At 73.5% G+C, this 25,078-nt stretch carries 24 protein-coding genes and 1 pseudogene; 14 read left to right on the top strand and 11 right to left on the bottom strand.

What is annotated here, in order from left to right; all coding sequences use genetic code 11:
- Nucleotides 1-280: 280 nt before the first annotated feature.
- The gene (locus tag IT780_RS32230; protein WP_199515596.1) at nucleotides 281-1,303 is read left to right on the top strand and encodes a TolB family protein; all 1,023 of its coding nucleotides are present in this window, start codon (nucleotides 281-283) and stop codon (nucleotides 1,301-1,303) included.
- A 99-nt stretch (nucleotides 1,304-1,402) separates the two neighbouring features.
- A complete protein-coding gene (locus tag IT780_RS32225; protein WP_307831502.1) occupies nucleotides 1,403-4,693 on the top strand; it encodes a TIM-barrel domain-containing protein in 3,291 nt (1,096 codons plus the stop codon).
- 401 nt (nucleotides 4,694-5,094) lie between these two features.
- Here the strand turns inward: IT780_RS32225 and IT780_RS32220 are convergent, their stop codons facing one another.
- From IT780_RS32220 to IT780_RS32205, 4 genes are all read right to left on the bottom strand, one after another.
- Nucleotides 5,095-6,126, bottom strand: coding sequence for an acyltransferase family protein (locus IT780_RS32220; RefSeq protein WP_199515595.1), 1,032 nt, complete (start codon nucleotides 6,124-6,126; stop codon nucleotides 5,095-5,097).
- Nucleotides 6,123-6,995 carry an alpha/beta hydrolase gene (locus IT780_RS32215; protein WP_199515594.1) on the bottom strand — a complete coding sequence of 291 codons (873 nt, stop codon included), beginning with the start codon at nucleotides 6,993-6,995 and terminating at the stop codon, nucleotides 6,123-6,125. Before IT780_RS32215 ends, IT780_RS32220 begins: the two co-directional genes overlap by 4 nt.
- 74 nt (nucleotides 6,996-7,069) lie before the next feature.
- On the bottom strand, nucleotides 7,070-7,726 hold the full coding sequence (locus IT780_RS32210; RefSeq protein WP_199515593.1) for a response regulator: 657 nt from the start codon (nucleotides 7,724-7,726) through the stop codon (nucleotides 7,070-7,072).
- A 16-nt stretch (nucleotides 7,727-7,742) separates the two neighbouring features.
- Nucleotides 7,743-8,945 carry a sensor histidine kinase gene (locus IT780_RS32205; RefSeq protein WP_199515592.1) on the bottom strand — a complete coding sequence of 401 codons (1,203 nt, stop codon included), beginning with the start codon at nucleotides 8,943-8,945 and terminating at the stop codon, nucleotides 7,743-7,745.
- A 182-nt stretch (nucleotides 8,946-9,127) separates the two neighbouring features.
- Here IT780_RS32205 and fabG point away from each other — a divergent pair, with 182 nt between their 5' ends.
- Complete coding sequence (gene fabG, locus IT780_RS32200; protein WP_199515591.1) at nucleotides 9,128-9,832, top strand: 3-oxoacyl-ACP reductase FabG; 705 nt, start codon at nucleotides 9,128-9,130, stop codon at nucleotides 9,830-9,832.
- A gap of 23 nt (nucleotides 9,833-9,855) precedes the next feature.
- The gene (gene fabI, locus IT780_RS32195) at nucleotides 9,856-10,623 is read left to right on the top strand and encodes an enoyl-ACP reductase FabI (RefSeq protein ID WP_199515590.1); all 768 of its coding nucleotides are present in this window, start codon (nucleotides 9,856-9,858) and stop codon (nucleotides 10,621-10,623) included.
- On the opposite strand, the gene IT780_RS32190 is transcribed toward fabI, so the two are convergent.
- Complete coding sequence (locus IT780_RS32190) at nucleotides 10,620-11,642, bottom strand: metallophosphoesterase (protein ID WP_199515589.1); 1,023 nt, start codon at nucleotides 11,640-11,642, stop codon at nucleotides 10,620-10,622. The genes fabI and IT780_RS32190 overlap by 4 nt on opposite strands.
- Nucleotides 11,643-11,824: 182 nt before the next feature.
- Here IT780_RS32190 and IT780_RS32185 point away from each other — a divergent pair, with 182 nt between their 5' ends.
- Both IT780_RS32185 and IT780_RS32180 read left to right on the top strand, forming a co-directional pair.
- Nucleotides 11,825-12,853 carry a ferrochelatase gene (locus tag IT780_RS32185; protein ID WP_199515588.1) on the top strand — a complete coding sequence of 343 codons (1,029 nt, stop codon included), beginning with the start codon at nucleotides 11,825-11,827 and terminating at the stop codon, nucleotides 12,851-12,853.
- The gene (locus IT780_RS32180) at nucleotides 12,850-13,629 is read left to right on the top strand and encodes an HAD-IIA family hydrolase (protein WP_199515587.1); all 780 of its coding nucleotides are present in this window, start codon (nucleotides 12,850-12,852) and stop codon (nucleotides 13,627-13,629) included. The genes IT780_RS32185 and IT780_RS32180 overlap by 4 nt, the downstream gene beginning before the upstream one ends.
- Here IT780_RS32180 and IT780_RS32175 read toward each other — a convergent pair.
- Entirely contained in the window at nucleotides 13,613-14,632 is a 1,020-nt protein-coding gene (locus IT780_RS32175) for a pectinesterase family protein (RefSeq protein ID WP_233413833.1), read from the bottom strand. The genes IT780_RS32180 and IT780_RS32175 overlap by 17 nt on opposite strands.
- Before the next feature lie 185 nt (nucleotides 14,633-14,817).
- Here IT780_RS32175 and IT780_RS32170 point away from each other — a divergent pair, with 185 nt between their 5' ends.
- A complete protein-coding gene (locus tag IT780_RS32170; RefSeq protein ID WP_199515586.1) occupies nucleotides 14,818-15,435 on the top strand; it encodes a pyridoxamine 5'-phosphate oxidase family protein in 618 nt (205 codons plus the stop codon).
- 45 nt (nucleotides 15,436-15,480) lie between these two features.
- Nucleotides 15,481-16,995 (top strand): PP2C family protein-serine/threonine phosphatase, encoded by a 1,515-nt coding sequence (locus IT780_RS32165; RefSeq protein ID WP_199515585.1) that lies wholly within the window; start codon nucleotides 15,481-15,483, stop codon nucleotides 16,993-16,995.
- Nucleotide 16,996: 1 nt separating this feature from the next.
- On the opposite strand, the gene IT780_RS32160 is transcribed toward IT780_RS32165, so the two are convergent.
- From IT780_RS32160 to IT780_RS32145, 4 genes are read right to left on the bottom strand one after another with little or no spacing between them, the layout of a single operon-like run.
- Nucleotides 16,997-17,407 carry an ATP-binding protein gene (locus IT780_RS32160; RefSeq protein WP_199515584.1) on the bottom strand — a complete coding sequence of 137 codons (411 nt, stop codon included), beginning with the start codon at nucleotides 17,405-17,407 and terminating at the stop codon, nucleotides 16,997-16,999.
- The gene (locus tag IT780_RS32155) at nucleotides 17,400-17,837 is read right to left on the bottom strand and encodes an STAS domain-containing protein (protein WP_307831500.1); all 438 of its coding nucleotides are present in this window, start codon (nucleotides 17,835-17,837) and stop codon (nucleotides 17,400-17,402) included. The genes IT780_RS32160 and IT780_RS32155 overlap by 8 nt, the downstream gene beginning before the upstream one ends.
- Before the next feature lie 2 nt (nucleotides 17,838-17,839).
- Nucleotides 17,840-18,487 carry a class F sortase gene (locus IT780_RS32150; RefSeq protein WP_199515583.1) on the bottom strand — a complete coding sequence of 216 codons (648 nt, stop codon included), beginning with the start codon at nucleotides 18,485-18,487 and terminating at the stop codon, nucleotides 17,840-17,842.
- Nucleotides 18,484-19,323 carry a DUF4397 domain-containing protein gene (locus tag IT780_RS32145; RefSeq protein WP_199515582.1) on the bottom strand — a complete coding sequence of 280 codons (840 nt, stop codon included), beginning with the start codon at nucleotides 19,321-19,323 and terminating at the stop codon, nucleotides 18,484-18,486. The genes IT780_RS32150 and IT780_RS32145 overlap by 4 nt, the downstream gene beginning before the upstream one ends.
- A gap of 161 nt (nucleotides 19,324-19,484) precedes the next feature.
- On the opposite strand from IT780_RS32145, the gene IT780_RS32140 reads away from it, so the two are divergent.
- The 4 genes and pseudogenes from IT780_RS32140 (at nucleotide 19,485) to IT780_RS32125 (ending at nucleotide 22,650) form a co-directional block, all read left to right on the top strand.
- Entirely contained in the window at nucleotides 19,485-20,063 is a 579-nt protein-coding gene (locus IT780_RS32140; protein WP_199515581.1) for an RNA polymerase sigma factor, read from the top strand.
- Nucleotides 20,017-20,730 (top strand): anti-sigma factor, encoded by a 714-nt coding sequence (locus IT780_RS32135; RefSeq protein WP_199515580.1) that lies wholly within the window; start codon nucleotides 20,017-20,019, stop codon nucleotides 20,728-20,730. The genes IT780_RS32140 and IT780_RS32135 overlap by 47 nt, the downstream gene beginning before the upstream one ends.
- Before the next feature lie 480 nt (nucleotides 20,731-21,210).
- Nucleotides 21,211-22,187 (top strand): annotated as a pseudogene (locus tag IT780_RS32130) (methyl-accepting chemotaxis protein); the annotation flags it as partial.
- Nucleotides 22,188-22,212: 25 nt separating this feature from the next.
- Nucleotides 22,213-22,650, top strand: coding sequence for an SRPBCC family protein (locus IT780_RS32125; RefSeq protein ID WP_199515579.1), 438 nt, complete (start codon nucleotides 22,213-22,215; stop codon nucleotides 22,648-22,650).
- Here the strand turns inward: IT780_RS32125 and IT780_RS32120 are convergent.
- Nucleotides 22,647-23,789, bottom strand: coding sequence for a serine hydrolase domain-containing protein (locus tag IT780_RS32120; protein WP_199515578.1), 1,143 nt, complete (start codon nucleotides 23,787-23,789; stop codon nucleotides 22,647-22,649). The genes IT780_RS32125 and IT780_RS32120 overlap by 4 nt on opposite strands.
- Before the next feature lie 28 nt (nucleotides 23,790-23,817).
- Here IT780_RS32120 and IT780_RS32115 point away from each other — a divergent pair, with 28 nt between their 5' ends.
- The gene (locus IT780_RS32115; protein ID WP_199515577.1) at nucleotides 23,818-24,558 is read left to right on the top strand and encodes an alpha/beta fold hydrolase; all 741 of its coding nucleotides are present in this window, start codon (nucleotides 23,818-23,820) and stop codon (nucleotides 24,556-24,558) included.
- A 107-nt stretch (nucleotides 24,559-24,665) separates the two neighbouring features.
- Nucleotides 24,666-25,061 (top strand): MarR family winged helix-turn-helix transcriptional regulator, encoded by a 396-nt coding sequence (locus tag IT780_RS32110; protein WP_307831498.1) that lies wholly within the window; start codon nucleotides 24,666-24,668, stop codon nucleotides 25,059-25,061.
- Nucleotides 25,062-25,078: the final 17 nt, after the last annotated feature.

The following is a 25,078-nucleotide window of genomic DNA, read 5'->3' as shown; positions in this document are numbered from 1 at the left end:
CCACGGGACACGCCGCTACCGTTACTCACGAACGTCCTCCTCCTGCGATGGGACACCAAGCCCGCAAGCGCATCAGGAGGACGTTCTTACGTCCTGCATCAACACGCAGAACGTCTTTCTATGCCGCGGTAAGAGCGCGTGGATTGGGTGCGCGACTTGTTGTTCTTGTCCCGATCGCCAATACACCGCACTTCCGGCCGTCTGTCGCACGACATCGGTCCGGGGACGGCGGCGGGCCACAGGCGCAGTAGGTACCGATCGCAGCTGTTACGGTGGGATAATGGGCGTATTTCGGGTCAAATGGTCGTCGGTGACGTTGAGTGGCGTCGCCTGCTTGCTGGGCCTCATCCCCGGGGCGCCGGCGCCGGCCGCGCCATCCGGGGCGCACGCCGACACCACGGCCGGACGGATCGCGTACGGGCGCGACGGGGACATCTACACCATCAGGCCGGATGGCTCCGGCGGGAGGCGACTGACCACGACCGGAGATGCCGGCTTCCCACGCTGGTCGCCGGACGGCCGGCGGCTCGCCTTCCTGCGCCGGGGCGATGTGTATGTCATGCGTGCCGACGGCGGCGGCACCCGCCGGCTCACCTACGGTGCCCGCACCACCGAGCCGGCGTGGTCGCCCGACGGCCGCCGGATTGTCGCCGTGCGCGGGACCGGATCCCACACGGACCTCTACCGCATCGCCCTCGCCGGCGGCTCCCCCCGGCGGCTGACGCGGGCCGCGGACAAAGGCTGCGATGTGGCCACGCCGACCTGGCAGGGCATGTCCATCGTCTTCGTCCGCACCTGCCCGTCCCGGCCGGGTAAGCCCTCGCGCGTGCAGTTGCGGCTGCTCGACCTGCGCAGCGGTCGCCAGTCCGTCGTACTCGACGCCACTGTCCACTACGGGTACGCCCGCGGCCCGCGGTTCACCGCCCGCGGGGCCATCATGTTTCTGGGCTGTGTGGCGGACCGACCGTACGTGTGTGGACCGGGCCGTCACGTGTACGTCATGAACCTCGACGGTTCCGGCCTGCGCATCGTCCTCGCCGGCGGCGGTACGGACGGCGATCCGAACAATACGAGCGCCGCGCCGTCTCCGGTCGACGAGGCGGCGTTCGTCGTCGAGTGGAGTGCTCCCTCCGGCGACTCCGACGACGACCGTACTGAGGAGGGCCTCGACGTGTGCATCGGCGAGTGCCGCGCGCTCCTGCCCGGCTCCCGCGACCATTCCGTCGACGACCCGGATTGGCAACCTCTCCAGCCGCGGACAGAGCGTTCCGCCGGTCACCTCGACCAAGCGGGGCGGACGTGAGAAGTCGATCGACGGTCCACTATTGACAGCCCCCGACCGGCGGCGGAAAGCTCCCCACAGGCTGTGACGAGGAAGTCACGCAGGCTGGGGGAGGGCGTCGTGTCGCTGCGTACCCGGATGTCGGTGCTGGTCACCGTCCTGCTCGCGCTGGTCGGGGTGCCCGGCTCGGCGCTGGCCGCCCCGCACGCCCCCGAGATCCAGGGGCAGACCGTCCGGGCGGGTCACCTCCGGGTCCAGGTGCTCAGCCCCACGCTGCTGCGCCTCGAGTACGCGGCCGACGACCGCTTCGAGGACCGGCCCACGTTCACCGCGGTGGACCGTACGCCCGCACGCACCTGGTTCTCGGCGCGTACGCGGAACGGTGAGCTGACCGTGCGGACCAGCGCCGTGACCCTGCACCACGACCTCGGCGGCGGCCAGGTCACGGCGGGGAACACCACGCTCGACCTGACCGTCGGCGGCCGGCGTACCAGCGTGCATCCGGCGTTCGGGTCACCGGCCCGCGCCGACGCGCTCGGCGGCTGGTACCGCGGGCTCGACTACTACGCGGGGCAGGCCGGGCCGGTCGACCAGATCGCGCTGCACCCCGGCATGCTCAACCGCGACGGCTGGTACCTGCTCGACGACACCGGCACTGCGCTGCGCACCACCGACGGCTGGGTCGGCGCCCGTCCCGCGCGCACCACGGCCTACCAGGACGGCTACCTGTTCGGGTACGGCCACGACTACGCGCGCGGGCTCGCGGACCTGCGCACCCTGACCGGGCCGTCGCTGCTGCCGCCGAAGTGGGCGTTCGGCACGTGGTTCTCGAAGTACCAGGCGTACAGCACCGCGGACTACGAGACCTCGCTGCTGCCCGCGTTCCGCTCGCACGACGTGCCGCTGGACTCGCTGGTGGTCGACACGGACTGGAAGGCGCCGAACGCTTGGGCCGGCTGGAACTGGAACCCGGACCTGTTCCCCGATCCGGAGGCGTTCGTCGGTCGGCTGGCACGGCAGGGTGTGCAGACGACCCTCAACGTGCACGCGGCGATCTCCGGCGACGACCCCCGGTTCGCCGGCGCGCAGGCCGTTGCCAAGGGCAAGCTCACCCCGGCGACCAGCAGCTTCGCGCCGAACCCGTACCGCTTCGACTGGACCGACCGCGACCAGGCGGCCGCGTGGGCGTCGCTGCACAAGCCGTTCGAGGATCAGGGCGTACGGCAGTGGTGGCTGGACTACTGCTGCGACGACAGCACCGTGACCACCCCGGGCGTCACCGCGGACAGCTGGGTCAACGAACTGTACCGCCGCGACGGGGAGGCGCGCGGGCTGCGCGGGTTCTCGCTGGCGCGGATCGGGGCATCGTTCCCCGCGTACACCACGCCTGGGGCGTCCGGGCCGTGGGGCGAGCACCGCAGCACCGTGCACTTCACCGGCGACACCCGTCCCGACTGGGAGACGCTCGCCTTCGCCGCGGCCATGACCCCGGCCGAGGGCAGCATCGGCATGTCGTACGTCAGCCACGACATCGGCAGCTTCGCCGGCAAGCACCTGCCCGAGGACCTGTACCTGCGCTGGGTGCAGCTCGGCGCGTTCCAGCCTGTGCTGCGGCTGCACTCCGACCACGGCGACCGGCTCCCGTGGGAGTACTCGGACACCGTCAGCACGGCGGCCGCCGACTTCCTGCGGTTGCGGGAGTCGCTGGCGCCGTACCTCTACACCGCCGCGCGGCAGACGTACGACACCGGGCTGCCGATGGCCCGGGCGCTCTACCTGACCTGGCCGGAGCAGGAGGAGGCGTACCGGCACGCCACCCAGTACACGCTGGGCGACTCGCTGCTGGTGGCGCCGGTGACGAAGCCGGGGCTGAGCACCACCACCGCGGTGTGGTTCCCCCCGGGCACCTGGACGGACTTCTTCACCGGGGCGACGTTCCGCGGCCCCGCCACCCGGACCGTCGCGGCGACCCCGGACCGGATGCCGGTCTACGTCCGTGCCGGCGGCATCGTGGCCCGGGCGCCGGCGGCTTCCTCGGTGGCCGCGCAGCCCAAGGACCGCCTCGGGCTGACCGTCTACCCGCACGCCTCGGGCGCCACCTCGGTCTACGACGACGCGGGCGACGGGCTGGGCTACCGCACCGGCCAGTTCACCCGGACGCCCGTGCGGTACGCCGAGGGACGCCTCAAGGCCCTCACGATCGGCCCGGCCGCGGGCACCTATGCCGGGGCGCCGGCCACCCGCCGCTGGACGGTCACGTTCGCCGGGGTGGCCCGCCCGCACATCGTCACGATCGGCGGTCGCGCCGCCCCGTGGACCTACGACCGGGCCACCCATCGGCTGACCGTCGAGGTGCCGGCGACCGGGCGCCGGGTGACGATCCTGCACGACGGTGCGACCCTGACCGTCGCGCCGCAGCCGGCGGTCGACCTGACCTTCACCGCGCCCGACGGCCTGCAGTCCGGGGCGACGAGCACGCTGGTCACCACGGCCCGCAACGACGGGCCGGGCACGATCACCGGGCTGTCCGCCACGGTCAGCGCGCCCGAGGGCTGGGTGGTCACGCCGCGGACGCCCACGACCGCGGGCTCGCTGGCGCCGGGCGGCACCTTCACCGTCACGTACGACGTCACGCCCGCCGGGCCGTCGCCGCGTACGCAGAACGTGGTGGCCCGGCTCGCGTACACGAATCCGGACGGCACCGCCGCGACCCTTCCGGCGAGTTTGACCGTGCCCGTACGCCCGGTCGCCGTGACCTTCCGGGTGCTGGCTCCGCCGGGCACCCCGCCGGACGCCACCCTCTACGTGCCCGGCAACATCGCCGAGCTCGGCCCCTGGGACCCCGCGAAGCAGCCGATGACCGACCGGGGCAACGGCATCTGGGAGAGCACGATCTCGGTCCTGGACGGCACCGAGATCCAGTACAAGTACACCCGCGGCAGCTGGGAGACGGTGGAGGAGTGGGGTTCCATCACCGGGACGAACAACCGCAGCGTCACCGTGGACGGCGGCATCACCCGGACGATGGTCGTCGACGACACCTCGACCGACTGGGACGTGCCCGGCGTGCCGGACACCCACCTGGCGATCCAGTTCTGGCGGGACCCGCTCGTGGTCGCCACCACCCCGGCGCCCGGCAGCAGCGGGCCCTCCCCGGCTGCGGTCACCGTCCGCTTCCAGCGCGACATCCAACCGGCCGGCGCGGACTACGGCGACGCCGTCCGCGTCCAAGGGCCGTCCGGCGCGGTGGCCGGCACGGTCGCCGAGACCACGCCGGGCACGCTCACCTGGACGCCGGCCGCGGCGCTGCCCGCGGGCGGCTACACGGTCACGGTGGCGCAGGTGAGCAGCACCGGGGCGGCCGGCGTGCCGATCCGGCAGCCGTACACCTTCACGTTCACGGTGGGGTGATCCCGCCGCGGTGGGGTCACGGGGTGGTGTTGTGCACGAGGACGAAGACCACGACCACCCAGGCGGCGGCGATGGTGAAGCTGAGCGGAGCGACGAAACGGTTCATGGCAGGAACTTTCCGATCGAGCCGACGGGGAAAGTGCGCACACGAAACGTCGCGGCCGGGCACCCTGCACCGTCGCGGCGCTACGCGACGGCCCCCGGCTCACGCCCGGGAGACGGGCGGGCCGTGAGGCGGCAGGGAGAAAGGGAACGGTGTCAGCGCGCGGCCCGGACGGGCTCAGAACGGCTGACGAGCGGCCCGGCCACGACTGGGAGGATCGCTATCTCGCACAGCGATCACCTCCGTCGATAGAGCGGGCAACGTCGAACCGTCGAAGAGAGTACCCCTTAAGACACGCTTAATGTACGCACCCCCAGCCGTGTCGCCCGCCCCGGGTCGCGACCGCCAGGAGCAGCGCGAGCACGGGTATCCAGACCGCCCGCCCGGCCACCCAGACCGCGCCTTCCGGCACGCCGACGAGGCCGGGCAGACCCGTGCCGACCAGGCAGACCGCGACCAGCAGCACGCTCTGATGGGTCAGGTAGACGGGCACCGCCACCCGGTTCACGCGGGCCACCGCGCGGCGAGCCGCCGGGCGGCGTAGCGCGTCCGCCAGCGGGGCCCGCAGGGTCAGGAAACCACCGATCTGGGTGACGGCCAGCGCCACCGCGAACAGCGAGGGCGGCGCGAGGTTCGACCGGCCGTCCCCGGGCACCCCGACCGCGCTGACCGGGTAGCCCACCGCGATCAGCAGCGCCAGGACGCCGCTGCCGCAGGCCAGCAGCGCCGGCCCGATCCACGGCCGGGAGAGGCGGCCGAGGGCCACGGCCGCGCCGAGCACCCACGGGACCGTCCACGCCGCCACCACCGACACCCAGCCCGGCAGCAGACCCGCGTCCACCGCCGCGACCACCGCCACCGCGGGGACGGCGAGGACCGGGCCGTACCGGGCGACGACCCGGTTCAGCGGCGTCGCCACGGCACGCAGCAGCAGGTAGGGCAGCAGGAACCACAGCGGGCTGAGCACCAGCTTGGCGACCGTCTCCAGCGTCACGGCCGGCACGCCCAGCGCGGCGCCGGCGGCGAGCGGCACGCCCCAGGCGGCGAGGAGCACGATCAACGGCAGCAGGACCCGGCGACGCGTACGCCCCCAGCCGCCCGCCCGCCGTCCCGCCCGCGCCGCCGCGAATCCGCCCGCGAAGAAGAACAGGCCCAGCGTCTGCAGCACCCAGGTGACCGGCGCGAGCCCCGGCATCGCCGACAGGGGGCTGGACACCCGCAGACCGTCCGGCGTGAGCACGAAGCCCGTCACCAGCCAGTGCCCGAGCACCACCCCGCCGATCGCGTACGCCCGCACCGCGTCGACCGTCACGTCCCGCCCCGGCCTCACGACAGCACCGCCGGCTCCGTACGGCCGAGCACCACACCGGCCACCGCGGTCAGCGTCGCCGACCCGGGGCACAGGTACCCGTCATGCCCGTCCACCCCCGCGGTGGGCAGCGGGATGGCCCCGAACTCCGGCGCCGACGGCCGCCGCCCGTGACCCAGGTGCCCGAGCCGCAGCTGCGGCACCCGCCGCATCCAGTCGGCCGGGGCGAGCGCCGCCCACACCCGCGCCCCGCCCAGCTCGGTGGCGTGCGCGGCGCCCATCCCCGGCGCGCCCAGCGCCACGACGTCGGCGACCCGGGGGAGCTGACGTGCGGCCCGTCCGACCACCAGCGCCCCGTAGCTGTGCCCGATCAGCGTCACGGCCGCGCGCGGCGGCAGCGAGCGTACGAACGCGACAAGCGCCGGCACACCCGCCCGGGCCCGCAGGTCACGGGCCGCCTCGAGCGACAGGCCCTCCGGCGGGTCGTACCCCAGCCAGGCCACCACGGCGACGCGGGCCGACGGGTCCGCCGCCCGCAACGCGTCGAGGACGGTCCGGGCCTGCACCGACGGCGCGCGCCGGGAGACGCCGCCGAGCCCTCGGTCGAAGTTCCGCAGCGTGGTGTCCACCCCGGGTACGAGCACCGCGATCCGGTCCGCCGTGGCGAGGTCACCGACCACCTCGACGGCCGTCCCGTCGCCACGGGGGTCGAACGCGAGGAACCGCCGCCCGCTGCGCGCCCAGCCCGCGTACGGGTCCCCGGCGGCGACCATCGCGGCGGTGACGGCCGCCGGGGGAGCGAGGGCCGGCACGGCCGGCGTGGCGGGCGCGCCGGACGGCAGGACGATCGAGACCAGGGCGAGCGCGAGCAGTACCGGTGTGATTCGCATGGCCGGCAGCGTGCGGCCGGGGCCGGGGGCGGGGCGTCACCCTGTGGCGCCCACTGTGGCGTGCTACCTGGGAGCTACTCGCCGGCGGCGACCAGACCTGACTCGTACGCGAAGACCACAGCCTGCGCCCTGTCCCGCAGCCCGAGTTTCGCGAGGATCCGCCCGACGTGGGTCTTCACGGTCTGCTCGGCCACCACCAGGTCCGCCGCGATCTCCTGGTTGGACCGTCCCCGCGCGATCAGCCGCAGCACCTCGGTCTCGCGGGGCGTCAGCGCGTTGAGCGCGGTGGGCCGCGGCCGCTGCGCGCGGGGCCGGGCCGCGAACTCGGAGATCAGCCGCCGCGTCACCGAGGGGGCGAGCAGCCCGTCGCCGGCCGCCACCACGCGGACGGCCTGCACGAGGTCGGCCGCGGGGGCGTCCTTGAGCAGGAAACCGCTGGCGCCGGCCCGCAGCGCCTCGTACACGTAGTCGTCCAGGTCGAACGTCGTCAGGATGAGCACCCGGGGGCCGCCGGGGGACTCGGCGAGCCGGCGGGTCGCCTCGAGGCCGTCCATGACCGGCATGCGGACGTCCATCAGCACCACGTCGGGGTCCAGCCGCCGGCACTGCGCGACCGCCGCCGCGCCGTCTGCGGCGTCGCCGACCACCATGAGGTCGGGCTGGGCGGCCAGCAGCGCGCCGAAGCCCTGCCGCACCATGGCCTGGTCGTCGGCGATCAACACCCGGATCATGCTTCTCCCGCCGTCATCAGTCTCCCGTCGTCAGCGGCAGGACCGCCGCGACTCGGTAGCCGCCGTCGTCCTGCGGGCCCGTCTCGAGAGTCCCGCCGAGCAGTGTCGCGCGTTCGCGCATTCCGGCCAGCCCGTGCCCCGGCCCCGAGACCGCGTCCCCCACCGCGGCCTGCTCGCGCCCGTTACCCGGGGGCCCGTTGCGCACCTCGACCGTCAGCGCTTCCGGCGTCGCGCGCAGCAGGACCCGCACCGGGCCGCCGGGCGCGTGCCGGGCCGCGTTGGCCAGGGCCTCCTGCACGATCCGGTACGCGGCCAGCCCCGTCGCCTCCGGCAGCCCGGGCGGCACCTCCCCGGCGAGCGTCACCTCCAGCCCCGCCCGCGCCGCCTTCTCCACCAGCGCCGCCACATCGGCCAGCCCGGGCTGTGGCGTCAGCGGGGCCTCGTCCGTGTCGGCGCGCAGCACCCCGAGGAGCCGTCGCATGTCGGTCAGCGCCGACCGCGCGGCCGTGGCGATCGACGCGAACTCGGCCTCCGCCGGCTCCGGCAGGCCGGTCACCCGGTACGGCGCCGTCTCCGCCTGGACGGCGATCATCGACATGTGGTGGGCCACCACGTCGTGCATCTCCCGGGCGATCCGGGTCCGCTCCTCGAGCACCGCGCGCCGGGCCTGTTCCACTGCCGTGAGCTCGGCGAGCTCCTCCCGGGCCCGTCGCCGGCGGGAGACGAGGTCGCCGGCGAGCGCGATCGCCACCAGCAGGAAGATGGTGCCCCACGCGTTGTCCCCGCCCATGAACACGAAGGCCGGGACGACGGTCAGCGCGGTCGCCCAGGCGTTGACGCCCGACCCGGCGCGGAACGCCACCCCCGCGAACACGAGCAGGAACGCGGCTATCTGTCCCGGGCTCCAGGGGAACGGCTGGAGGCCGCCGATCGCACCGACGAAGAGCATCGGGTACGCCACCCGCCACGCCGTCAGCGGCCGGCCCGCGACGGTGAGCAGCACCGGCACCAGGATCAGGACCTCCATCGCCACGGCGACCGGCTCGGGCAGGTGCCGGGGCCCCAGCCAGTACTGGGCGTCCGTGAGGCCGAGCCCCAGGAGCGCCAGCAGGCCGAGCGGCACGCCGTACACCCGGAACCAGCGCCGGCGCGGCGGCGGGGACGGCGGGCGGGGATCCGGGCCGGCGACCAGCCGGCGCAGTGGACCGAGGATCTCCATGTCAGGCAGGCTACGGCCCGGCCGCCGGGAGGTCGTGCCCCCGCGGAGCCATCCGTACCCCCTACCCGGGTACGACGCCGCGCGCCGCCGCGGGGCCGGGTTCCGCCTACCCGCAGGTAACGCCTAGTCTGCGAGCGGTCCGCATTCACCGCGGGCCTGCAAGCTATCGAAGGAGCAACGCGTTGGCCCGCACCGTCTTGGTGACCGGAGGAAACCGCGGTATCGGCCTGGCCATCGCCCAGGCGTTCGCCGCGCAGGGTGATCGGGTGGCCGTGACCCACCGCGGCAGCGGCGCCCCCGACGGGCTGTTCGGCGTGCAGTGCGACATCACCGACGGCGCGGCCGTCGATGAGGCGTTCACCACCGTGGAGAAGGAACTCGGCCCGGTCGAGGTGCTCGTCGCCAACGCCGGCATCACCGACGACACGTTGCTGCTGCGGATGTCCGAGGAACAGTTCGTCCGCGTCCTCGACACCAACCTGACCGGCGCGTTCCGCTGCGCCAAGCGCGCGAGCGCCAAGATGCTGCGGGCCCGGTGGGGCCGGATCGTCTTCATCTCGTCGGTGATCGGCCTCTACGGCGGCCCCGGCCAGGTGAACTACGCGGCCAGCAAGGCCGGCCTGGTCGGCATGGCCCGGTCGATCACCCGTGAGCTCGGCGGCCGTAACATCACGGCGAACGTGGTCGCACCCGGCTTCATCGACACGGAGATGACCGACGTGCTGCCCGGCGCCCGCAAGGAGGAGATCCTCAAGGCGATCCCGGCCGGGCGGCTCGCGGCCCCCGGCGAGGTGGCGCAGGCGGTCACCTTCCTCGCCGGCGACGGGGCGGCGTACATCTCCGGCGCGGTCATCCCGGTCGACGGCGGCCTCGGCATGGGTCACTGACCCACCAACTCACAGGAGAGAGCGTGTCTGGACTGCTGGCCGGTAAGCGGCTGCTCATCACCGGCATCATCACCGACGCGTCGATCGCGTTCTCGGTGGCGAAGCTGGCGCAGGAGAACGGCGCGACGGTCGTGCTGACCGGCTTCGGGCGGCTGTCGCTGGTCGAGCGGATCGCCAAGCGGCTGCCGGAGCCCGCCCCGGTGATCGAGCTGGACGTCACCGACCCCGAGCACCTGGACGCCCTCGCCGGCAAGGTCCGCGAGCACGTCGACGGCATCGACGGCGTGGTCCACTCCATCGCGTTCGGCCCGCAGAGCGTGCTCGGCGGCGAGTTCCTCAACGCCGGCTGGGACGACGTGGCCAAGGCGCTGCAGGTCTCCACGTACTCGTACAAGGCCCTCGCGACCGCCTGCCTGCCGCTGATGGGCCCGGGCGGCAGCATCATCGGCCTCACGTTCGACGCCACCAAGGCGTGGCCGGTCTACGACTGGATGGGCGTGGCGAAGGCCGGGCTCGAGTCGGCGTCCCGCTACCTCGCGCTGCACCTCGGCAAGCAGGGCATCCGCAGCAACCTCGTCTCGGCCGGCCCGCTGCGCACGATGGCGGCCAAGTCGATCCCGGGCTTCGAACAGTTCGAGGAGGCGTGGGCACAGCGCGCGCCGCTGGGCTGGAACCTCACCGACCAGGAGCCCGCGGCCCGCGCGGTGTGCGCGCTGCTCTCCGACTGGTTCCCGGCCACGACCGGCGAGATCGTCCACGTCGACGGCGGCTACCACGCACTCGGCGCTTAGGGCGTGTCCTGCCCTCCCGTCCTGGTCGGGAACCGCACGTCGGTCAGGGTGAAGCGGTTGCCCGCGTCGGTCAGCTCGGCCGGGCACTCGCCGGTGGTCGCGCAGTACGGCGAGAACGTCGAGACGGCCACCGTTCCGGCGGCGGTGTCGAAGTCCATCAACCGCAGGTAGCTGTTGTTGTTGACCTTCGGGATGCTGTACGTCTGGTAATCGGCCTGGATCTGGTACACGAGGTTGCCCGCGTCGCCCGGGTCGGTCCGGTTGCCGACCCGGGTGTAGTGGCCGGACAGGATGAACTGGATGTTCGGGTGCAGCCGCCCGAGGTTCTCCCAGATCCGGTCACCGACCGGCGTGCGCGCCGTCCCGCGCTGGAATTCGTGGGTGACCAGGATGACCTGGCGGCCGGGGTGGTTGGCGATCACCCGGCCGGCCCAGGTGAGCTCGTCGGCCGTGGGGTCGAACTTGAGCGTCACCACCAGCCAGCGCACGCCGCCGGCCCGGAAGGCGTAGAAGCTGTTGTCCATCTGCCGCCACGGGTAGCTGCCCCGGAACGTCGGCTTCTGCCGGGCCGCCGACCAGGGGAAGTACGCGTTGAACATCGTGGTGCTGCGGTCGGTGGCGATCCCGGCCCACGGGTCGCAGGTCGCCTCCGGCGTGCACGCCCACGCGTCGAGGTCGTGGTTGCCGACCGCCGTGGCGTACGGCACCACGCCGTCGAGCCGGTGCATCGCGCTCACGGCCCGCTCCCAGTCCGACACGCGCGACGGCCACTCGACCAGGTCGCCGAGGTGGATGACGAACGGGATGCGGCCGGTCGCGTCCTGCTGGGCGATCCATTCGGTCTGAGCGGAGAAGAGCTCCGGCTTGTTCTGCGTCGCGATCTGGGTGTCCGGGATGACCACCAGCCGGAACGTGTGACCGCCCGGCGGCCCGGCCGCGGCCGGTGCGGCCAGTCCGGTGGCGACGAGCAGGGACGCTGCGAGCGGCAGGGTGCGCCGCCATCGGTCACGCCACGTCATGACCCCTCCTGTCATCGACGCTTCTCGTTCCTCCACTCATAGGCGCGGCCGGGCGGCCCGGTCCAGGGCCGGGTGGGCCCCTCTTCGTTCCCGGAGCCGTCGCCGGATGCGGATTGTGGCTGAGAACGCGTCCGCGGAGGGCGGGTCGTCGCTGGTGCGGCGGGCAGAGGAGGATGGTCCGCGTGGCGTACGACGCTTTTCTCCTGCTGTCCTTCGGTGGCCCCGAGCATCCCGACGACGTGATGCCGTTCCTGCGCAACGTGACGCGCGGGCGCGGTATCCCGGAGGAGCGGCTCGCCGAGGTGGCCGAGCACTACTACCACTTCGGCGGGGTGTCGCCGATCAACCAGCAGTGCCGGGACCTGCTCGCCGCGGTGCAGGCCGACTTCGCCGCGAACGGGGTGGCGCTGCCGGCGTACTGGGGCAACCGGAACTGGAAGCCGATGCTGGCCGACACCGTGGCGCAGATGCGCGACGACGGCATCACGTCCGCGCTCGGGTTCGCGACCAGCGCGTACGGCGGCTACTCCTCCTGCAAGCAGTACTGGGAGGACATCGCCCAGGCCCGCGCCAAGGTGGGCCCGGGCGCGCCGGCGATCACGAAGCTGCGGCAGTTCCACGATCACCCCGGGTTCGTCCAGCCGCACGCTGACGCCGTACGCGATGCTCTGGGGAAGCTGGACCCGGCCCGGCGCGCGACCACCCGGCTGGTCTTCACCGCGCACTCCATCCCGAACTCCATGGCCGCCACGGCCGGGCCGACCGGCGGCCGCTACGAGGCGCAGCTGCAGGAGACGGCGGGCCTGGTGCACGCCGCCGCCGCGCCCGAGCTGCCCTGGGACCTGGTGTGGCAGAGCCGCTCCGGCCCGCCGCAGGTGCCGTGGCTCGAGCCGGACATCAACGATCACCTCGAGGCGCTCGCCGAGAAGGGGGTGACCGACGTGGTGGTCAGCCCGATCGGTTTCGTCTCCGATCACCTCGAGGTCATCTGGGACCTGGACAATGAGGCCCGCGACACCGCGGGCCGGCTGGAGCTGGGCTACGCCCGCGCGGCCACGCCCGGCACCGACCCGCGGTTCGTCACGATGATCCGCGAGCTGGTGCAGGAGCGGACCGGCGGGGAGGAGCGCGAGCGGCTCGGTACGCTCCCGGTCTGGGACGTCTGCCCGGCCGACTGCTGCCCTGCACCACAGAGACGAGGAACCCCATGACCGAGCGCAAGCCGATCGAGAGCTGGCTCACCGACATGGACGGCGTGCTCGTCCACGAGGGCGAGCCGGTCCCCGGGGCGCCCGAGTTCGTCAACAAGATGAAGTCCTCGGGCAAGCCCTTCCTCATTCTGACCAACAACTCCATCTACACCCCGCGGGACCTGCAGGCCCGGCTCGCGCGGATGGGCTTCGACGTGCCCGAGCAGTCGATCTGGACGGCCGCGCTGGCCACCGCGCAGTTCCTGGCCGACCAGCGGCCCGGCGGCACGGCGTACGTGATCGGTGAGGCGGGCCTGACCACGGCGATGCACGCGGCCGGCTACATCCTCACCGAGTACGCGCCCGACTACGTGGTGCTGGGCGAGACCCGCACGTACAGCTTCGAGGCGATCACCAAGGCGGTCCGCCTGATCAACGACGGCGCCCGGTTCATCTGCACCAACCCGGACGCGACCGGCCCGTCCAACGAGGGCGCGCTGCCCGCGGCCGGCTCGGTGGCGGCGATGATCTCCAAGGCCACCGGCGTGGAGCCGTACTTCGTGGGCAAGCCGAACCCGATGATGATGCGCTCGGCGCTCAACGTCATCGGCGGGCACAGCGAGAGCACCGCGATGATCGGCGACCGGATGGACACCGACGTGCTGTGCGGCCTGGAGGCGGGGCTGGAGACGATCCTCGTGCTGACCGGCATCAGCACGCGGGCGGAGAGCGAGCGCTACCCGTACCGGCCGTCGCGGGTCGTGGACAGCGTGGCCGACCTCATCGACGAGATCTAGGCGACCACCCGGCGAGGTACGCGGCCGGCGTCAGGGCTGCCGCCTCCTCGGGGGTCAGTTGGGGCCGGTCCGGAGTCACCGTGGCTCCCGGGCCGGCGTTGCGGTATTCGGCGAAGCGGGCGTCCCGCCACGGCCAGGTGCCGAAGTCGCTCCACGGCGCCGGGCCGATGTGCGCGCCGAGCAGCGAGTTCCGTACGACGCACTGGCCGACGGCGTCCGGGTCCTGGCTGGGATGCCACGGCCGGCCCAGGAACACGCTGGCCGGGGGCGCGTCGGAGGTGAAGGCGCACGCGGCGAAGAGGAAGCCGTACGGGTTCCCGAGGTCGGTGCTGGGCGCGGTCACGTACCCGTTGTTCGTGGTCGATCCGCGGCTGAGCGAGTGGATCCGGCACCGCTCGAGGACGGCGGTGGCCCGCCCGAAGATGAAGTCCACGTCACCCTCGACGTGGCAGCCGCGCAGGGAGACCCGTGCGTGCACGTCCGCCGCCGGGCTGTTCAGGTAGAGGGTGTCCTGGTTGCCGAGGAACCGGACGGCCTCGAACGCCACCCGGTCGGCGCGGGTCAGCACGGCAACCGCCTGCCGCCCGGTGATCTCCGGGTGCGCGGCCTCGTCGAAGTCGTTGGCGAAGGTCAGGTTGCGGGCCTGGAACCCCGGCCCGTCGACGGTCACGGACGCGCTGCCGGAGGTGCCCCAGGTGCCGCCGCCCGGCCGCGGGGTGCCGTTGGCGCGGTCGTCGACGATCACCACGTCCGCAGGGGAGGCGCCGAGCCCGCGGAACAGCAGGTCCGGCTTGTCGGCCGGGACGACGACCTGCCCGCGGTACGTGCCGGGCCGGATGTCGACGAGCCCGCCGGCCGGTACGGCGTCCACGGCGGCCTGCACTTCTGTGTGGTCCCCGGTGCCGTCCGCGGCGACGACGAGCCGCACCCGGCGCCGGGGGTGGGCGGCGGCCGGTCCTGTCATGCCGGCGACCGCCAGGGCGAGCAAGCTTCGCCTGTTCATGCGGCGGACGCTAAATCCATCTATTGACACAGGTCAATGAGGTGCGCGGGCGCCGGCGGTTTGCTGCAACAAAAACGGGCGCCCACCTCGGCGGGTCCGGTGACCGCGGCAAACAACCTGCGAGTGCGGTCGCCGCCTGCGTTCCAGAATGTGGGACGGCGCGGCCGGCCTGAGAGAATTCCGGCATGGGGAAAACACACGAGTCGATCTCGGGACGGCTGCGCGACTTCATCGAGGGCCAGCCCATGTTCTTCACCGCCACCGCGCCGCTGAGCGGCGACGGCACGGTGAACCTGTCGCCGAAGGGCCTGACCGGGTCGTGGGCCGTGCTCGACGAGCGGACGGTCGCCTACCTCGACTTCGCCGGCAGCGGCGCGGAGACCATCGCCCACCTGCGGGAGAACGGCCGCATCACGCTGATGTGGTGCGCCTTCCAGGGGCCGCCGAACATCGTCCGGGTGCACGGCCGGGGCGAGGTGGTGCTCCGCGACGACCCCCGCTGGACGGAGCTGATCGCGCACTTCCCGCACATCGACAGCCGCGACCACGGGCTGCGCGCGATCGTCGTCGTGCACGCCGGGCTGATCCGCGACTCCTGCGGGTACGCCGTGCCGCTGATGGCGTACGAGGGCGACCGCGAGCTGCACGGGCGGCGCTTCGGCCGCGAGGACGACGAGTCGCTGAGCGCGTACTTCGCGAAGAAGGACCATGTCGCCACGAGCCTGGACGGGCTGCCCGGCCTGCCCCTGCCGTTGCCGCCGGCCCCCGCCCACGCGGGGGAGTCCCCGTCCGTGGTGGCATAGCGGCGACGGCGCTCGTGTCCGTTCTTGACCGTTAGAGTGCCGGGTATGGCTGAGGACGAGCCGGTCGCGGCGCTGGTGCAGCAGATCCTCGCCGCGATCCCCGCCGGGTGTACCTGGCTGATCCCGGTCAGGGCCGAGGACGGGTCCGTCGTGGACTGGACGGTCGGTGCCACCAGCGACCAGGTGCCGGACATCCACGGGCGCGGCGTCCGGCGGGTCGGGTCGCGGCTCAGCGAGCTCTACCCCAGCATGGTCGGCGGTCCGCTGTGGGCCCTCTACGAGCAGGTGCTCGCCGAGGGCGCACCGGGCCGGCTCGAGGACTTCGAGTACGACCAGAAGGACGCCGGCGTCGTGGCGCACTCGCGCTTCGCCGTCACCGTGCACCCGGTGCTGGGCGGGCTGCTCGCGTGGTGGCAGCGCTCGGACGAGAACGAGCGCCGGCTGGCGAACACCGAGCTGCTCGGCAGCCTCGGCTGGGCGGAGTACGACCTCGTCTCCGGGCGCAGCGACTGGTCGCCGGGCATGTACCGGATCTTCGACCGCGACCCGGAGCTCGGCCCGCTGCCCCGCGCCGAGCAGGGCGCCGCGATGCTGCCCGAGGACCGGGGGATCGCCGAGACCGCGTGGCAGACCCTGGACAGCGGCGGCCGGTCCGACGTGACCGTCCGGTTCCGGTTCGGCGCGGCGGTCAAGCACCTGCGGATCCTGTCCGACATCGCCCGCGACGCCGGCGGCACCCCGGTGAAGATCTACGCGGTCGTGCAGGACGTGACGGCGCGGGAGAGCTCGCGGACGGCGCTGCAGCAGCTCGGCGACCGGCTGCGCAGCCGCGAGATGACCGCGCTGGCCGAGCACCGGCTGGCCGCGCAGCTGCAGACCATGATCCAGCCGGTGCCGCGGGACCCGATCGGGCTGGCCGGCCTGGAGGCGATGGTCGGCTACCTGCCCGCCGAGAGCGCGGTCCGCGTCGGCGGCGACTGGTACCACGCGGAGACGCTGCCCGGCGGGGACGTGCTGCTGGCCATCGGCGATGTCGCCGGGCACGGGCTGCAGGCGGCGAGCGGGATGGCCCACCTGCGGTTCGCGCTGGTGGCGTGGCTGTCCATCGGCATCCGCGACCCCGGGGTGCTGCTGGGGCACCTGAACCGGCTCAGCCTGCAGCTGCGCCTCACCGGGACGGCGATGATCGGCCGGTACGACCCGCGGCGCCGGGAGCTGACCTGGGCGCGGGCGGGACACCTGCCGCCGCTGCTGTGCCGTACGGGCGCCAGCGCCGAACTGCCCCAGCCGCCGGGGCTGCTCCTGGGCGCGGACGGCGGTGCCGCGTACCCGGTGGTGACAGCGGCCCTGGAATCCGGCGACGTGGTGCTGCTCTACACCGACGGCCTTGTCGAACGGCGGCACGAGGGCACCGGCGAGCTGCTGCAACGGGTGAAGGAGAAGCTGTCGGTGGCCGCGGCCGAGGACGGCGACAAGGTATTGCCGACGCTGCGCGGGCTGCTGCAGACGGCCAACCCCGACGACGACACGTGCCTGCTCGCCGTGCGGGTGCTGCCCTAGGTCAGAGGCGCAGGCGGATGCGCACGAGCGTGCCGTCCGGCACCGGGATGGCCTCCACGGCGTCGCAGACCCGCTCGACGATGGCCAAGCCCCGGCCGCGCAGCGCGTCGGCGGCCGGCATCTGCCGCCCGAAGCCGTGCGCCGGGCCGCGGTCCACCACGTCGCAGACCACGTAGCCGTCCTGCGCCCAGACGCGCACCCGGCCGCCGCCGTCGGTGTGCTGCAACGTGTTGGTGGCGAGCTCGCTGACGGCGAGGACGAGCAGCTCGGCCCGCATCTCCGGCAGGCCGAGGGCCGCGGCCCGGTCGCCGACGAAGACCCGGACGACGCGCAGATCGGCGGGGTGGTCGTACGCCATCGCGTCGGGACCGGTGACCGCGGACGCCGGAGGGCTGGGGACGAGATCAGGCATGGGCGGTGTCCTCCCCGGCGGCGGTTCCGGGCACCACCGCGGACGGGTGACCGAGCAGTCCCGCCACCCCGGTGATCTCCAGGACGGTGGCGACCGTGCCCCCGGCGTTCGTCACGTGCAGCCGCCGGCCCGCGTCCTGGGCGGCGCGGTGCGCCGTCACCAGGCCGTGGATGCCACTGGAGTCGATGAACGTCACGCCGGCCAGGTCGACCACCACGACCGGTGCGCTGTCCACCGCGGTCAGCAGCATGGCGGTCAGCTCGTCGCGCCCCTCCAGGTCGCACTCGCCCGTCAGGGTCACGACCACGCGGCCGGGGCCGGCCGTCGTCCTCGCCTGGAAGTGCGCCATCGCGGTGGGGTACCTCTTCGCCTCGGTCCGGGGAGGGTCGGAGAACATCATGCCATCGAGACGCGACGAGTGGGTGGTCACGGTCACCGGGGTACGGCGGTCACCACCACGTTGTCGCGGTAGTGCCGGGTCTCCTGGTCGAACGCCCCGCCGCAGGTGATCAGCGTCAGCCGGGGCGCGCCGTCGCGGGCGAAGTACCGCTGCAGGGGAATGGCCGTCTTGGCGTACCGCTCCCGGGCGACGACCTCGAAGTCCCTGCCCGTGCCGTCCGGGCCGGTCAGCGTCACCCGGTCGCCGCGCGTCAGCGACCCGAGCCGGAAGAACGCGCCCCGGCCCTGCTCGGCGCTGTCGACGTGGCCGGCGAGGACGATCGACCCGGCCGTCGCGGACAGGCCCGGCCCGAACCGGTACCAGCCCACCCGGGCGACGTCGGACGGCACAGCCACCTCGCCGGTCGCCTGATCGATACCCACGGCCGCGACGGGCGCGTCGAGCCGCAACGCGGGAATGCGCAACCGGACCGGAGAGCCGGCGCCGGCGCTCCGGGGCGGCCGGCCGTCCGACACGGGTACGGACGCAGCCACGGCCGCCGGGGTGCTCGCGAGCGCGGTGACGGTGGCGGCGCCGACGTCCGGGGCCGTCCGGGAGCGGCACGCGACCACACCGAAGGCGGCCAGCAGCGTCACACCGGCGGCCACGAGCAGCGCGGCCCCTCCCGGACGGGCCCTCACCGGCGTGCCGGGACCGTACGGCGGACCGGACGCAGCCGCAGCGCACCGGCCAGGAGCAGCAGGATCCCCACCGCGCCGGCGGCGTACCAGGGCGTGCTGAGCCCGCGGTCGGCCAGCCCGCCGCTGCCGCTCGGCACGCCACCGGGCGCCGAGTGCAGGCCGGTGAGCGTCTGCGCCACCACGTCCAGCGTCTTGTCCTCGGCGGAGCCGACCGCGTACACGATGGTGGCCGTGCCCTCGCCCAGGCTCAGGTCGGTGGGGCCGAGGACGACGTCGTCCGTCCCGGCGAGCACCACGTCGGCGGAGACGTCACCGGCGGGCAGGTCCGCCTTGGCCTCCTTCGGGTTGGTCAGGTCGCGGAACACCGGCTCGCCGCCGGCCCGCACGTCGACCGCGGGCGCCGCGGCGGTGTGCCGGACGACCAGGCGCGCCTGGCCCGCGGCCAGCTTGCCGGTGTCGTTGACGAACGGGGTCAGCGTCGGCTTCCCGTCGGCGCTCAGGTGCGCCACCAGGCTGATGTTCGCGCCGCCCGGCACCTCGGCGTCGTCCACCTTCAGCAGCGCCTTGCCGAGGTCCTCGCCGGGCTTGGTGAGGGCGATGTCGTACGCCCCCTCCTCCAGCGTCAGCGGGCCGGCGACCTTGCCGGGCTCGAAGCCGGGCACGGTCTTCTTGCCGTTGACGTACACGTCCACCGGCTGCCCGGGGATGCCGTGCACGACGGAGACCTGCGACGAGGCGGCCAGCGCGGGGCCGGTCGTGACCGCGCTGAGGCCGCCGAACGCCACGAGGGCGGCGACGCCGGCCGCTGCCGCGCGGCGGGGGTGCAGAATGCGCATGGGACTTCCTCCGGTGTCGAGGTGGTGCTCTCGGTTGGATCACCGGGGGTTTCGGCGCCGCCGGCGCGGATGGATGCAGGAAAAAGAAAGTCGATCCGGTGCATCTGAACGCGTCGCGTCGGGCGTATCCCTTCGGTGAACGGCTGTGGGAAGGGGGGTTGATGGGTCCGGGGGAGGAGCTCGCCGAGCGGTTTCGCGACGGCGACGAGAAGGCCTTACGCACGGCGTACGAGCGGCACGGGTCGGCGGTGCTCGTGCTGGGCGTCCGGTTGCTGGGGAACCGCGCCGACGCCGAGGACGTCACCCAGGCCACGTTCGTGGCGGCCTGGATGGGGCGGGAGACGTTCGACCCCGAGCGCGGCTCGCTGCTGGGCTGGCTGCTCGGCATCGCGCGGCGCAAGGCCGTCGACCGCCTGCGGTCCGCGGCGCGCGACGAGCGGATCACCGACACCGTACGGTCGCAGCCGGTGCCCACCACCGCGGCCGACAGCCCGGAGCGCGTGGTCGACCGGCTCGTCATCGCCGACGAGCTGAACCGGCTCCCCAGCGAGCAGCGCCGCACGCTGGAGCTGGCGTTCTTCGACGACCTCACGCATCCGCAGATCGCCGCGGTGACGGGTTTGCCGCTGGGCACCGTGAAGAGTCACATTCGCCGGGGGATGGCGAACCTGCGTCGACGTTGGGAGGTGGACGGTGCAGCATCTGGACCCCGATCGGCTGGTCCTTCTCTCGCTCGCTGAGGAGGTCGCCGACGACCACGAGTCGGCCCACCTGGCCGGCTGCGCCACCTGCCGGGAGGAGCTGCGGACCCTGGAACACGTCGCCGAGCTGGGAGCCGAGTCCGCCGACATGCGCGAGTTGCCGCCACCGCCGGAGAGCGTCTGGGCCGGGATCCAGGCCGAGGTCGCCCGGGCCACCGCGCCCGCCGCCCCGGCCCGTCGCCGCCTGCGCCGCACTCCGGCCGGTGACCGCCGCCGCTGGCTCGCCCCGGTGCTGGCCGCCGCGGCGGCCGCGGTGCTCGGCATAGCCGGCACCGCCGTGGTGATGCGCGGGCCGGACCAGCCGCCCGCCGCGGACGTCACGGCGCGGGCGACGCTGGCGCCGCTGCCCAGCGCCCCGCCGGACGCGCGGGGCGACGTGCGGGTGCTCGCGGACGACGAGGTCGTGGTCGACGTGCAGAACCTGCCGCTGACCACGGGCTTCCACGAGGTGTGGCTGATCGACCCGGACGACACGACGAAGATGTTGTCGCTGGGCAACCTGCCGGCCCGCCCGGAGGCTGTGCTGCCCGTGCCGCCCGGCACCGACCTCAACCGGTACCGCCTCGTCGACGTCTCCGACGAGGCGCACGACGGCGACGCCGCGCACTCCGGCAAGAGCCTGCTCAGGGGGACGCTGACGTACTGAGCCTTTCTCGCCGGTCCCGCCCTCCAGGCCGGTCCGCGGATTCTAAGGTCACCCTTGGTGCGGTGACTCTCCGCGACCGGTCGGCGAGTGCGTTCTGGAGGCTGCGCGATGGGCCGTCGTACGGTCCGTGACCTGGGCGTGAGCGCCAAGGTCCTCACCGCGGTGGCGGTGGCCGCCCTGGTCGCGCTGGCCGTCGGCGACATCAAGGCGGCGATGCTGCAGGCCCGCCTGACCCTGGGCAACCACGCCATCTCACGGGACGTGGCCACCATGGCGAAGTACGAGGAGCAGTTCGGCCGGGACCTGAAGGCGGTCGAGGACGCGTTCGTCGCGTACCGCGGCAGCGCCCCGGCCGAGCACCTGCGGACCCTGGACGTCGAGGAGGACCACGACGCCGCCGGTGAGGCGGAGGCGGCGCACCGCGACTACCGGGACAGCCGGCTCATCTCGCTGGTGCTGCTCATCGCGGGCCTGTCGGCGGCGCTGCTGCTCGGCTGGTTCGTCGCCCGGGGCATCGTGCGCAGCCTCGACCGGGTGCGGCGGGTGTGCGCCGCGCTGGCCGCCGGCGACCTCACCCGTACGGCCGGGCTGACCTCCCGCGACGAGCCCGGTCAGATGGCCCGGTCGCTGGACGAGGCGATGGTCCGCCTGCGGGAGACCGTGTCGACCATCGACGGGTCCGCCTCGTCGCCGGCCGGCGCGGCCGAGCAGATGTCGGCCGTCTCCGGGCAGATCGCCGCGTCGGCGCAGCAGACCTCCGCGCAGGCGCAGGCCGTGTCCGCCGCCGCGGAGGAGATCTCCCGCAGCGTGGACACCGTGTCGGCGGGCAGCGAGGAGATGGGCGCCTCCATCCGGGAGATCTCCCAGAACGCCACCGAGGCGGCCCAGGTGGCCGGCGAGGCGGTCGGCCTCGCGTCCGCCACGTCGGGGACGATGGGCAAGCTCGGCGAGTCCTCCGCCGAGATCGGCAACGTCATCAAGGTCATCACCGCCATCGCCGAGCAGACGAACCTGCTGGCCCTCAAGCCACCATCGAGGCGGCCCGCGCCGGCGAGGCGGGCAAGGGCTTCGCGGTCGTCGCGAGCGAGGTCAAGGACCTGGCGCAGGAGACCGCCCGGGCCACCGAGGACATCTCCCGGTTCGTCGAGGCGATCCAGACCGACACGACCGGCGCGGTCACGGCGATCGAGGAGATCAGCCGGGTGATCGGCCGGATCAGCGACTACCAGACCACGATCGCCTCGGCGGTGGAGGAGCAGACGGCCACGACCTCGGAGATGAACCGCAGCGTCTCGGAGGCCGCGACGGGCACCGGGGAGATCGCCCAGAACATCACCGGCGTGGCGGAGGCAGCGCGGCTGACCAGCGAGGGCGTCGCCCAGTCGCAGCAGGCCACCACCGAGCTCACCCGGATGTCCGCGGACCTGACCCGGCTGGTGTCCGCCTTCCGGTACTGACCGTATCCTGCGTCCGGGAGGGTGCATGGACGCGGAGACCGGACTGCCGTTCGTGGACGAGCAGCACACGACCGTGCCGGCCCCCGCGCCGGTCGCGTGGGAGCTGCTCTGCGCGCGGGTTCCCCGGTTCGCGGACGCGGAGACGTACGCCCGGCTCATCGGCGCCCGGCCGCGGGGCTTCTCCGGCGGGCCGCTCGCCGAAGGGTCCACGCTGCCGGGATTCGAGGTCACCGAGGCCGTGCCCGGACGGCTCCTGCGGCTCGCCGGCCGCCACGCCTTCTCCCGTTACGAGCTCGTGCTGGCGCTGAGCGAGGAGGACGGCGGGACCCGGCTGAGCGCGCGGACGTACGCGGAATTCCCGGGGGTGCACGGGTTCGCGTACCGGGCGCTGGTCATCGGCTCGGGTGCGCATCGGTTCTTCGTGGCGCGGCTGCTGCGGGGCGTACGCGAAGCCGCTCGCTAAGCCACCGCCCGCCAGAAGGCCGTGGCGTAGGCGTCCGGGACCGGGCTGGTCATCTCCCGCTGGGTCAGCAGCACGTTGACCCGTCCGCCGCGCAGGTCGGTGTACGCGGCCGTGCCCAGCCCGCCGGTCCAGCCGTAACTGCCCACCACCGGGCCGTCGGGGTCCGCAGCGGTGATGACCGAGCCGCCGAAGCCCCAGCTGTACGCCTTCCCGAAGCCCGGCAGCCACAGCGCGCCGGCCTTCTCGGCGTCCGTCAGGCGGTCGCCGGTCATCAGCTCGACCGAGGCGCGGGAGAGCACGTCGCCGCCGCCGGCCAGCAGCATGCGGCCGAAGGCGAGCAGGTCGTCGACGGTCGACGTGAGCCCGGTGGCCCCGGACACCCGCAGCGGCGGCGACCAGCGTCCCGGCGGCTCGTCGCGGACCTCGAGCCCCGCCGGCCCCGGCCGGTACGTCTGCGCGAGCCGCCCCGGATCCGTGACGCCGAACGTCGTGTCGCGCATGCCCAGCGGAGCGAACAGGCGCTCCCGCATCAGCGTCTCCAGGTCCCGGCCGGAGGCGCGGACCAGCAGCGCCGCCAGGACGTCCCCGCCGCCGTGGTACGTCCAGCCCTCGCCCGGCTGGTGCAGCATCGGCAGCCTGCCCAGCCGCGTCATCCACTCGTCCAGGGAGAACGGCTCCGGGTCGGGGCCGGGCCCGAGGCGCAGCTCCTCGATGCGGGCCTGGACCGGGTACGTCCCCGGCGGCGCCATCACGACCCCGTACCCGTGGGTGTACGCCAGCACGTCCCGCACGGTGATCGGGCGGGCCTGCGGTACCACGTCGTCGAGTGGTGAGGCGAGCGTCCGCAGCACCGGCCGCCCGGCGAGCTCCGGCAGCCAGCGGTCCACCGGCTCGTCGAGGCGCAACGTGCCGTCCTCGACCAGGGTCAGCGCGACGGCGGCGGCGAGCGGCTTGGTGAGCGAGGCGAGCCGGAAGATGGTGTCCCGGGTCATCGGCGCGCCGGTCGCGACGTCCCGGACGCCGCAGCACACCACGTCCACCCCGTCGCCGTGCGCGGTCAGAGCGACGGCGCCGGCCAGGTCGCCATTGTCCACGTACGGCTGAAGCGCCCGGCTCACCGTCTCCATGCGACTGTGCATCGGACCAGACTGCCAGAATAATGCGGGCATGGTGCTGACTGTGGGCAGTGGACCCGTACACGTTCTGGCGTTGCACGGCTGGTTCGGCTCGTCCCGCGGCTGGGGTTTCCTGCCGCAGCTGATCGACCCGGACCGGTTCACCTGGGCGTTCCCCGACTACCGCGGCTACGGCGAGCGGCGCGACGTGGCCGGCGAGCACAGCATCGCCGAGATCAGCCGGGACGCGCTGGCGGTCGCCGACGACCTCGGCTGGGACAGGTTCGCGGTCGTCGGGCACTCCATGGGTGGCAGCGCCGCGCAGCACGTGCTGGCCGACGCCCCGGACCGGGTGACCCACCTGGTCGGCATCAGCCCGGTGCCGGCCGGCGGCGTGCCCTTCGACGAGCAGGGCTGGGGGCTGTTCGACTCGGCGGCGAACGACCGGGCGAGCCGCAAGGCGATCATCGACCTGACCACCGGCAACCGGCTGTCCTCGCACTGGCTGGACACGATGGTCGACGAGAGCCTCGCGTCCTCCACCGTCGAGGCGTTCGGGGCGTACCTGCCGGCGTGGGCGCGGACGGACTTCGCGGACCGGGTCGCCGGTAACCCGGTGCCGGCCCTGGCGATCGTCGGCGAGCACGATCCCGCGCTGGGTGCCGCGACGATGCGGGCCACCTGGCTCACCGCGTACCCGAATGCTCGCCTGGAGATTCTGGCCGAGGCCGGGCACTACGCGATGTACGAGACACCCGTCCGGCTCGCGAGTCTGCTCGACGAATTCCTCTGATCGCGTTTGCGGCGCCCGTTTCTGGCGACCCTGTCCGCTCGGCAACCCTTCGAGGCTGGGACGGGATCGCGAACATGGGTCGTACGGCGCCAGAGGTAGCGCTGCTGGTGAAGCGCCTTCAGCACGCACACCACCGGGCGCTCAGCGCGTCCCTGGCCGACCTGGGGATCTCGCTCGTGCAGTGGGACACGCTGCGGCACCTCGCCCGGCACCCCGAGGCGTCGCTGCACGAGCTGGCCCAGCTGACGTTCCAGACCGACCAGTCCTTCGGCTCGCTCGCGGCCCGCATGGTCGACCGCGGCCTGCTGCAGCGCCTGCCCGGCCCCGGCCGGGTGGTGCGGCACCGGCTCACCGAGCTGGGCGAGCGGCTGCGAGAGGAAGGGCAGGGCCGCGCCGACCGGGTGTTCGCCGAGACCTTCGCGCCGCTCAGCCAGGAGCGGCTGGATCAGCTCGGCGACCTGCTCGAGACGCTCGTCGCGGCCCGGCTCGCGGTCCGCTGCTGACCCGGTCGCCTCAACTC

Source organism: Nucisporomicrobium flavum (assembly GCF_016464385.1).
Taxonomy (GTDB): domain Bacteria; phylum Actinomycetota; class Actinomycetes; order Mycobacteriales; family Micromonosporaceae; genus Actinoplanes; species Actinoplanes flavus_A.
Note: the sequence above shows the minus strand (reverse complement) of the source record. Positions and strands in the feature narration are given on the sequence as shown.

What these genes read in the sequence shown, in the direction of transcription:
- IT780_RS32230 (WP_199515596.1), top strand. Translation starts at nt 281, where the DNA reads ATGGGCGTATTTCGGGTCAAATGGTCGTCGGTGACGTTGAGTGGCGTC.
- IT780_RS32120 (WP_199515578.1), bottom strand. Translation starts at nt 23,789, where the DNA reads ATGCACAGTCGCATGGAGACGGTGAGCCGGGCGCTTCAGCCGTACGTG.
- IT780_RS32145 (WP_199515582.1), bottom strand. Translation starts at nt 19,323, where the DNA reads ATGCGCATTCTGCACCCCCGCCGCGCGGCAGCGGCCGGCGTCGCCGCC.
- IT780_RS32165 (WP_199515585.1), top strand. Translation starts at nt 15,481, where the DNA reads ATGGCTGAGGACGAGCCGGTCGCGGCGCTGGTGCAGCAGATCCTCGCC.
- IT780_RS32140 (WP_199515581.1), top strand. Translation starts at nt 19,485, where the DNA reads ATGGGTCCGGGGGAGGAGCTCGCCGAGCGGTTTCGCGACGGCGACGAG.
- IT780_RS32205 (WP_199515592.1), bottom strand. Translation starts at nt 8,945, where the DNA reads ATGGAGATCCTCGGTCCACTGCGCCGGCTGGTCGCCGGCCCGGATCCC.
- IT780_RS32215 (WP_199515594.1), bottom strand. Translation starts at nt 6,995, where the DNA reads ATGCGAATCACACCGGTACTGCTCGCGCTCGCCCTGGTCTCGATCGTC.
- IT780_RS32170 (WP_199515586.1), top strand. Translation starts at nt 14,818, where the DNA reads ATGGGGAAAACACACGAGTCGATCTCGGGACGGCTGCGCGACTTCATC.
- IT780_RS32180 (WP_199515587.1), top strand. Translation starts at nt 12,850, where the DNA reads ATGACCGAGCGCAAGCCGATCGAGAGCTGGCTCACCGACATGGACGGC.
- IT780_RS32160 (WP_199515584.1), bottom strand. Translation starts at nt 17,407, where the DNA reads ATGCCTGATCTCGTCCCCAGCCCTCCGGCGTCCGCGGTCACCGGTCCC.
- IT780_RS32210 (WP_199515593.1), bottom strand. Translation starts at nt 7,726, where the DNA reads ATGATCCGGGTGTTGATCGCCGACGACCAGGCCATGGTGCGGCAGGGC.
- IT780_RS32190 (WP_199515589.1), bottom strand. Translation starts at nt 11,642, where the DNA reads ATGACGTGGCGTGACCGATGGCGGCGCACCCTGCCGCTCGCAGCGTCC.
- IT780_RS32115 (WP_199515577.1), top strand. Translation starts at nt 23,818, where the DNA reads ATGGTGCTGACTGTGGGCAGTGGACCCGTACACGTTCTGGCGTTGCAC.
- IT780_RS32125 (WP_199515579.1), top strand. Translation starts at nt 22,213, where the DNA reads ATGGACGCGGAGACCGGACTGCCGTTCGTGGACGAGCAGCACACGACC.
- IT780_RS32175 (WP_233413833.1), bottom strand. Translation starts at nt 14,632, where the DNA reads ATGAACAGGCGAAGCTTGCTCGCCCTGGCGGTCGCCGGCATGACAGGA.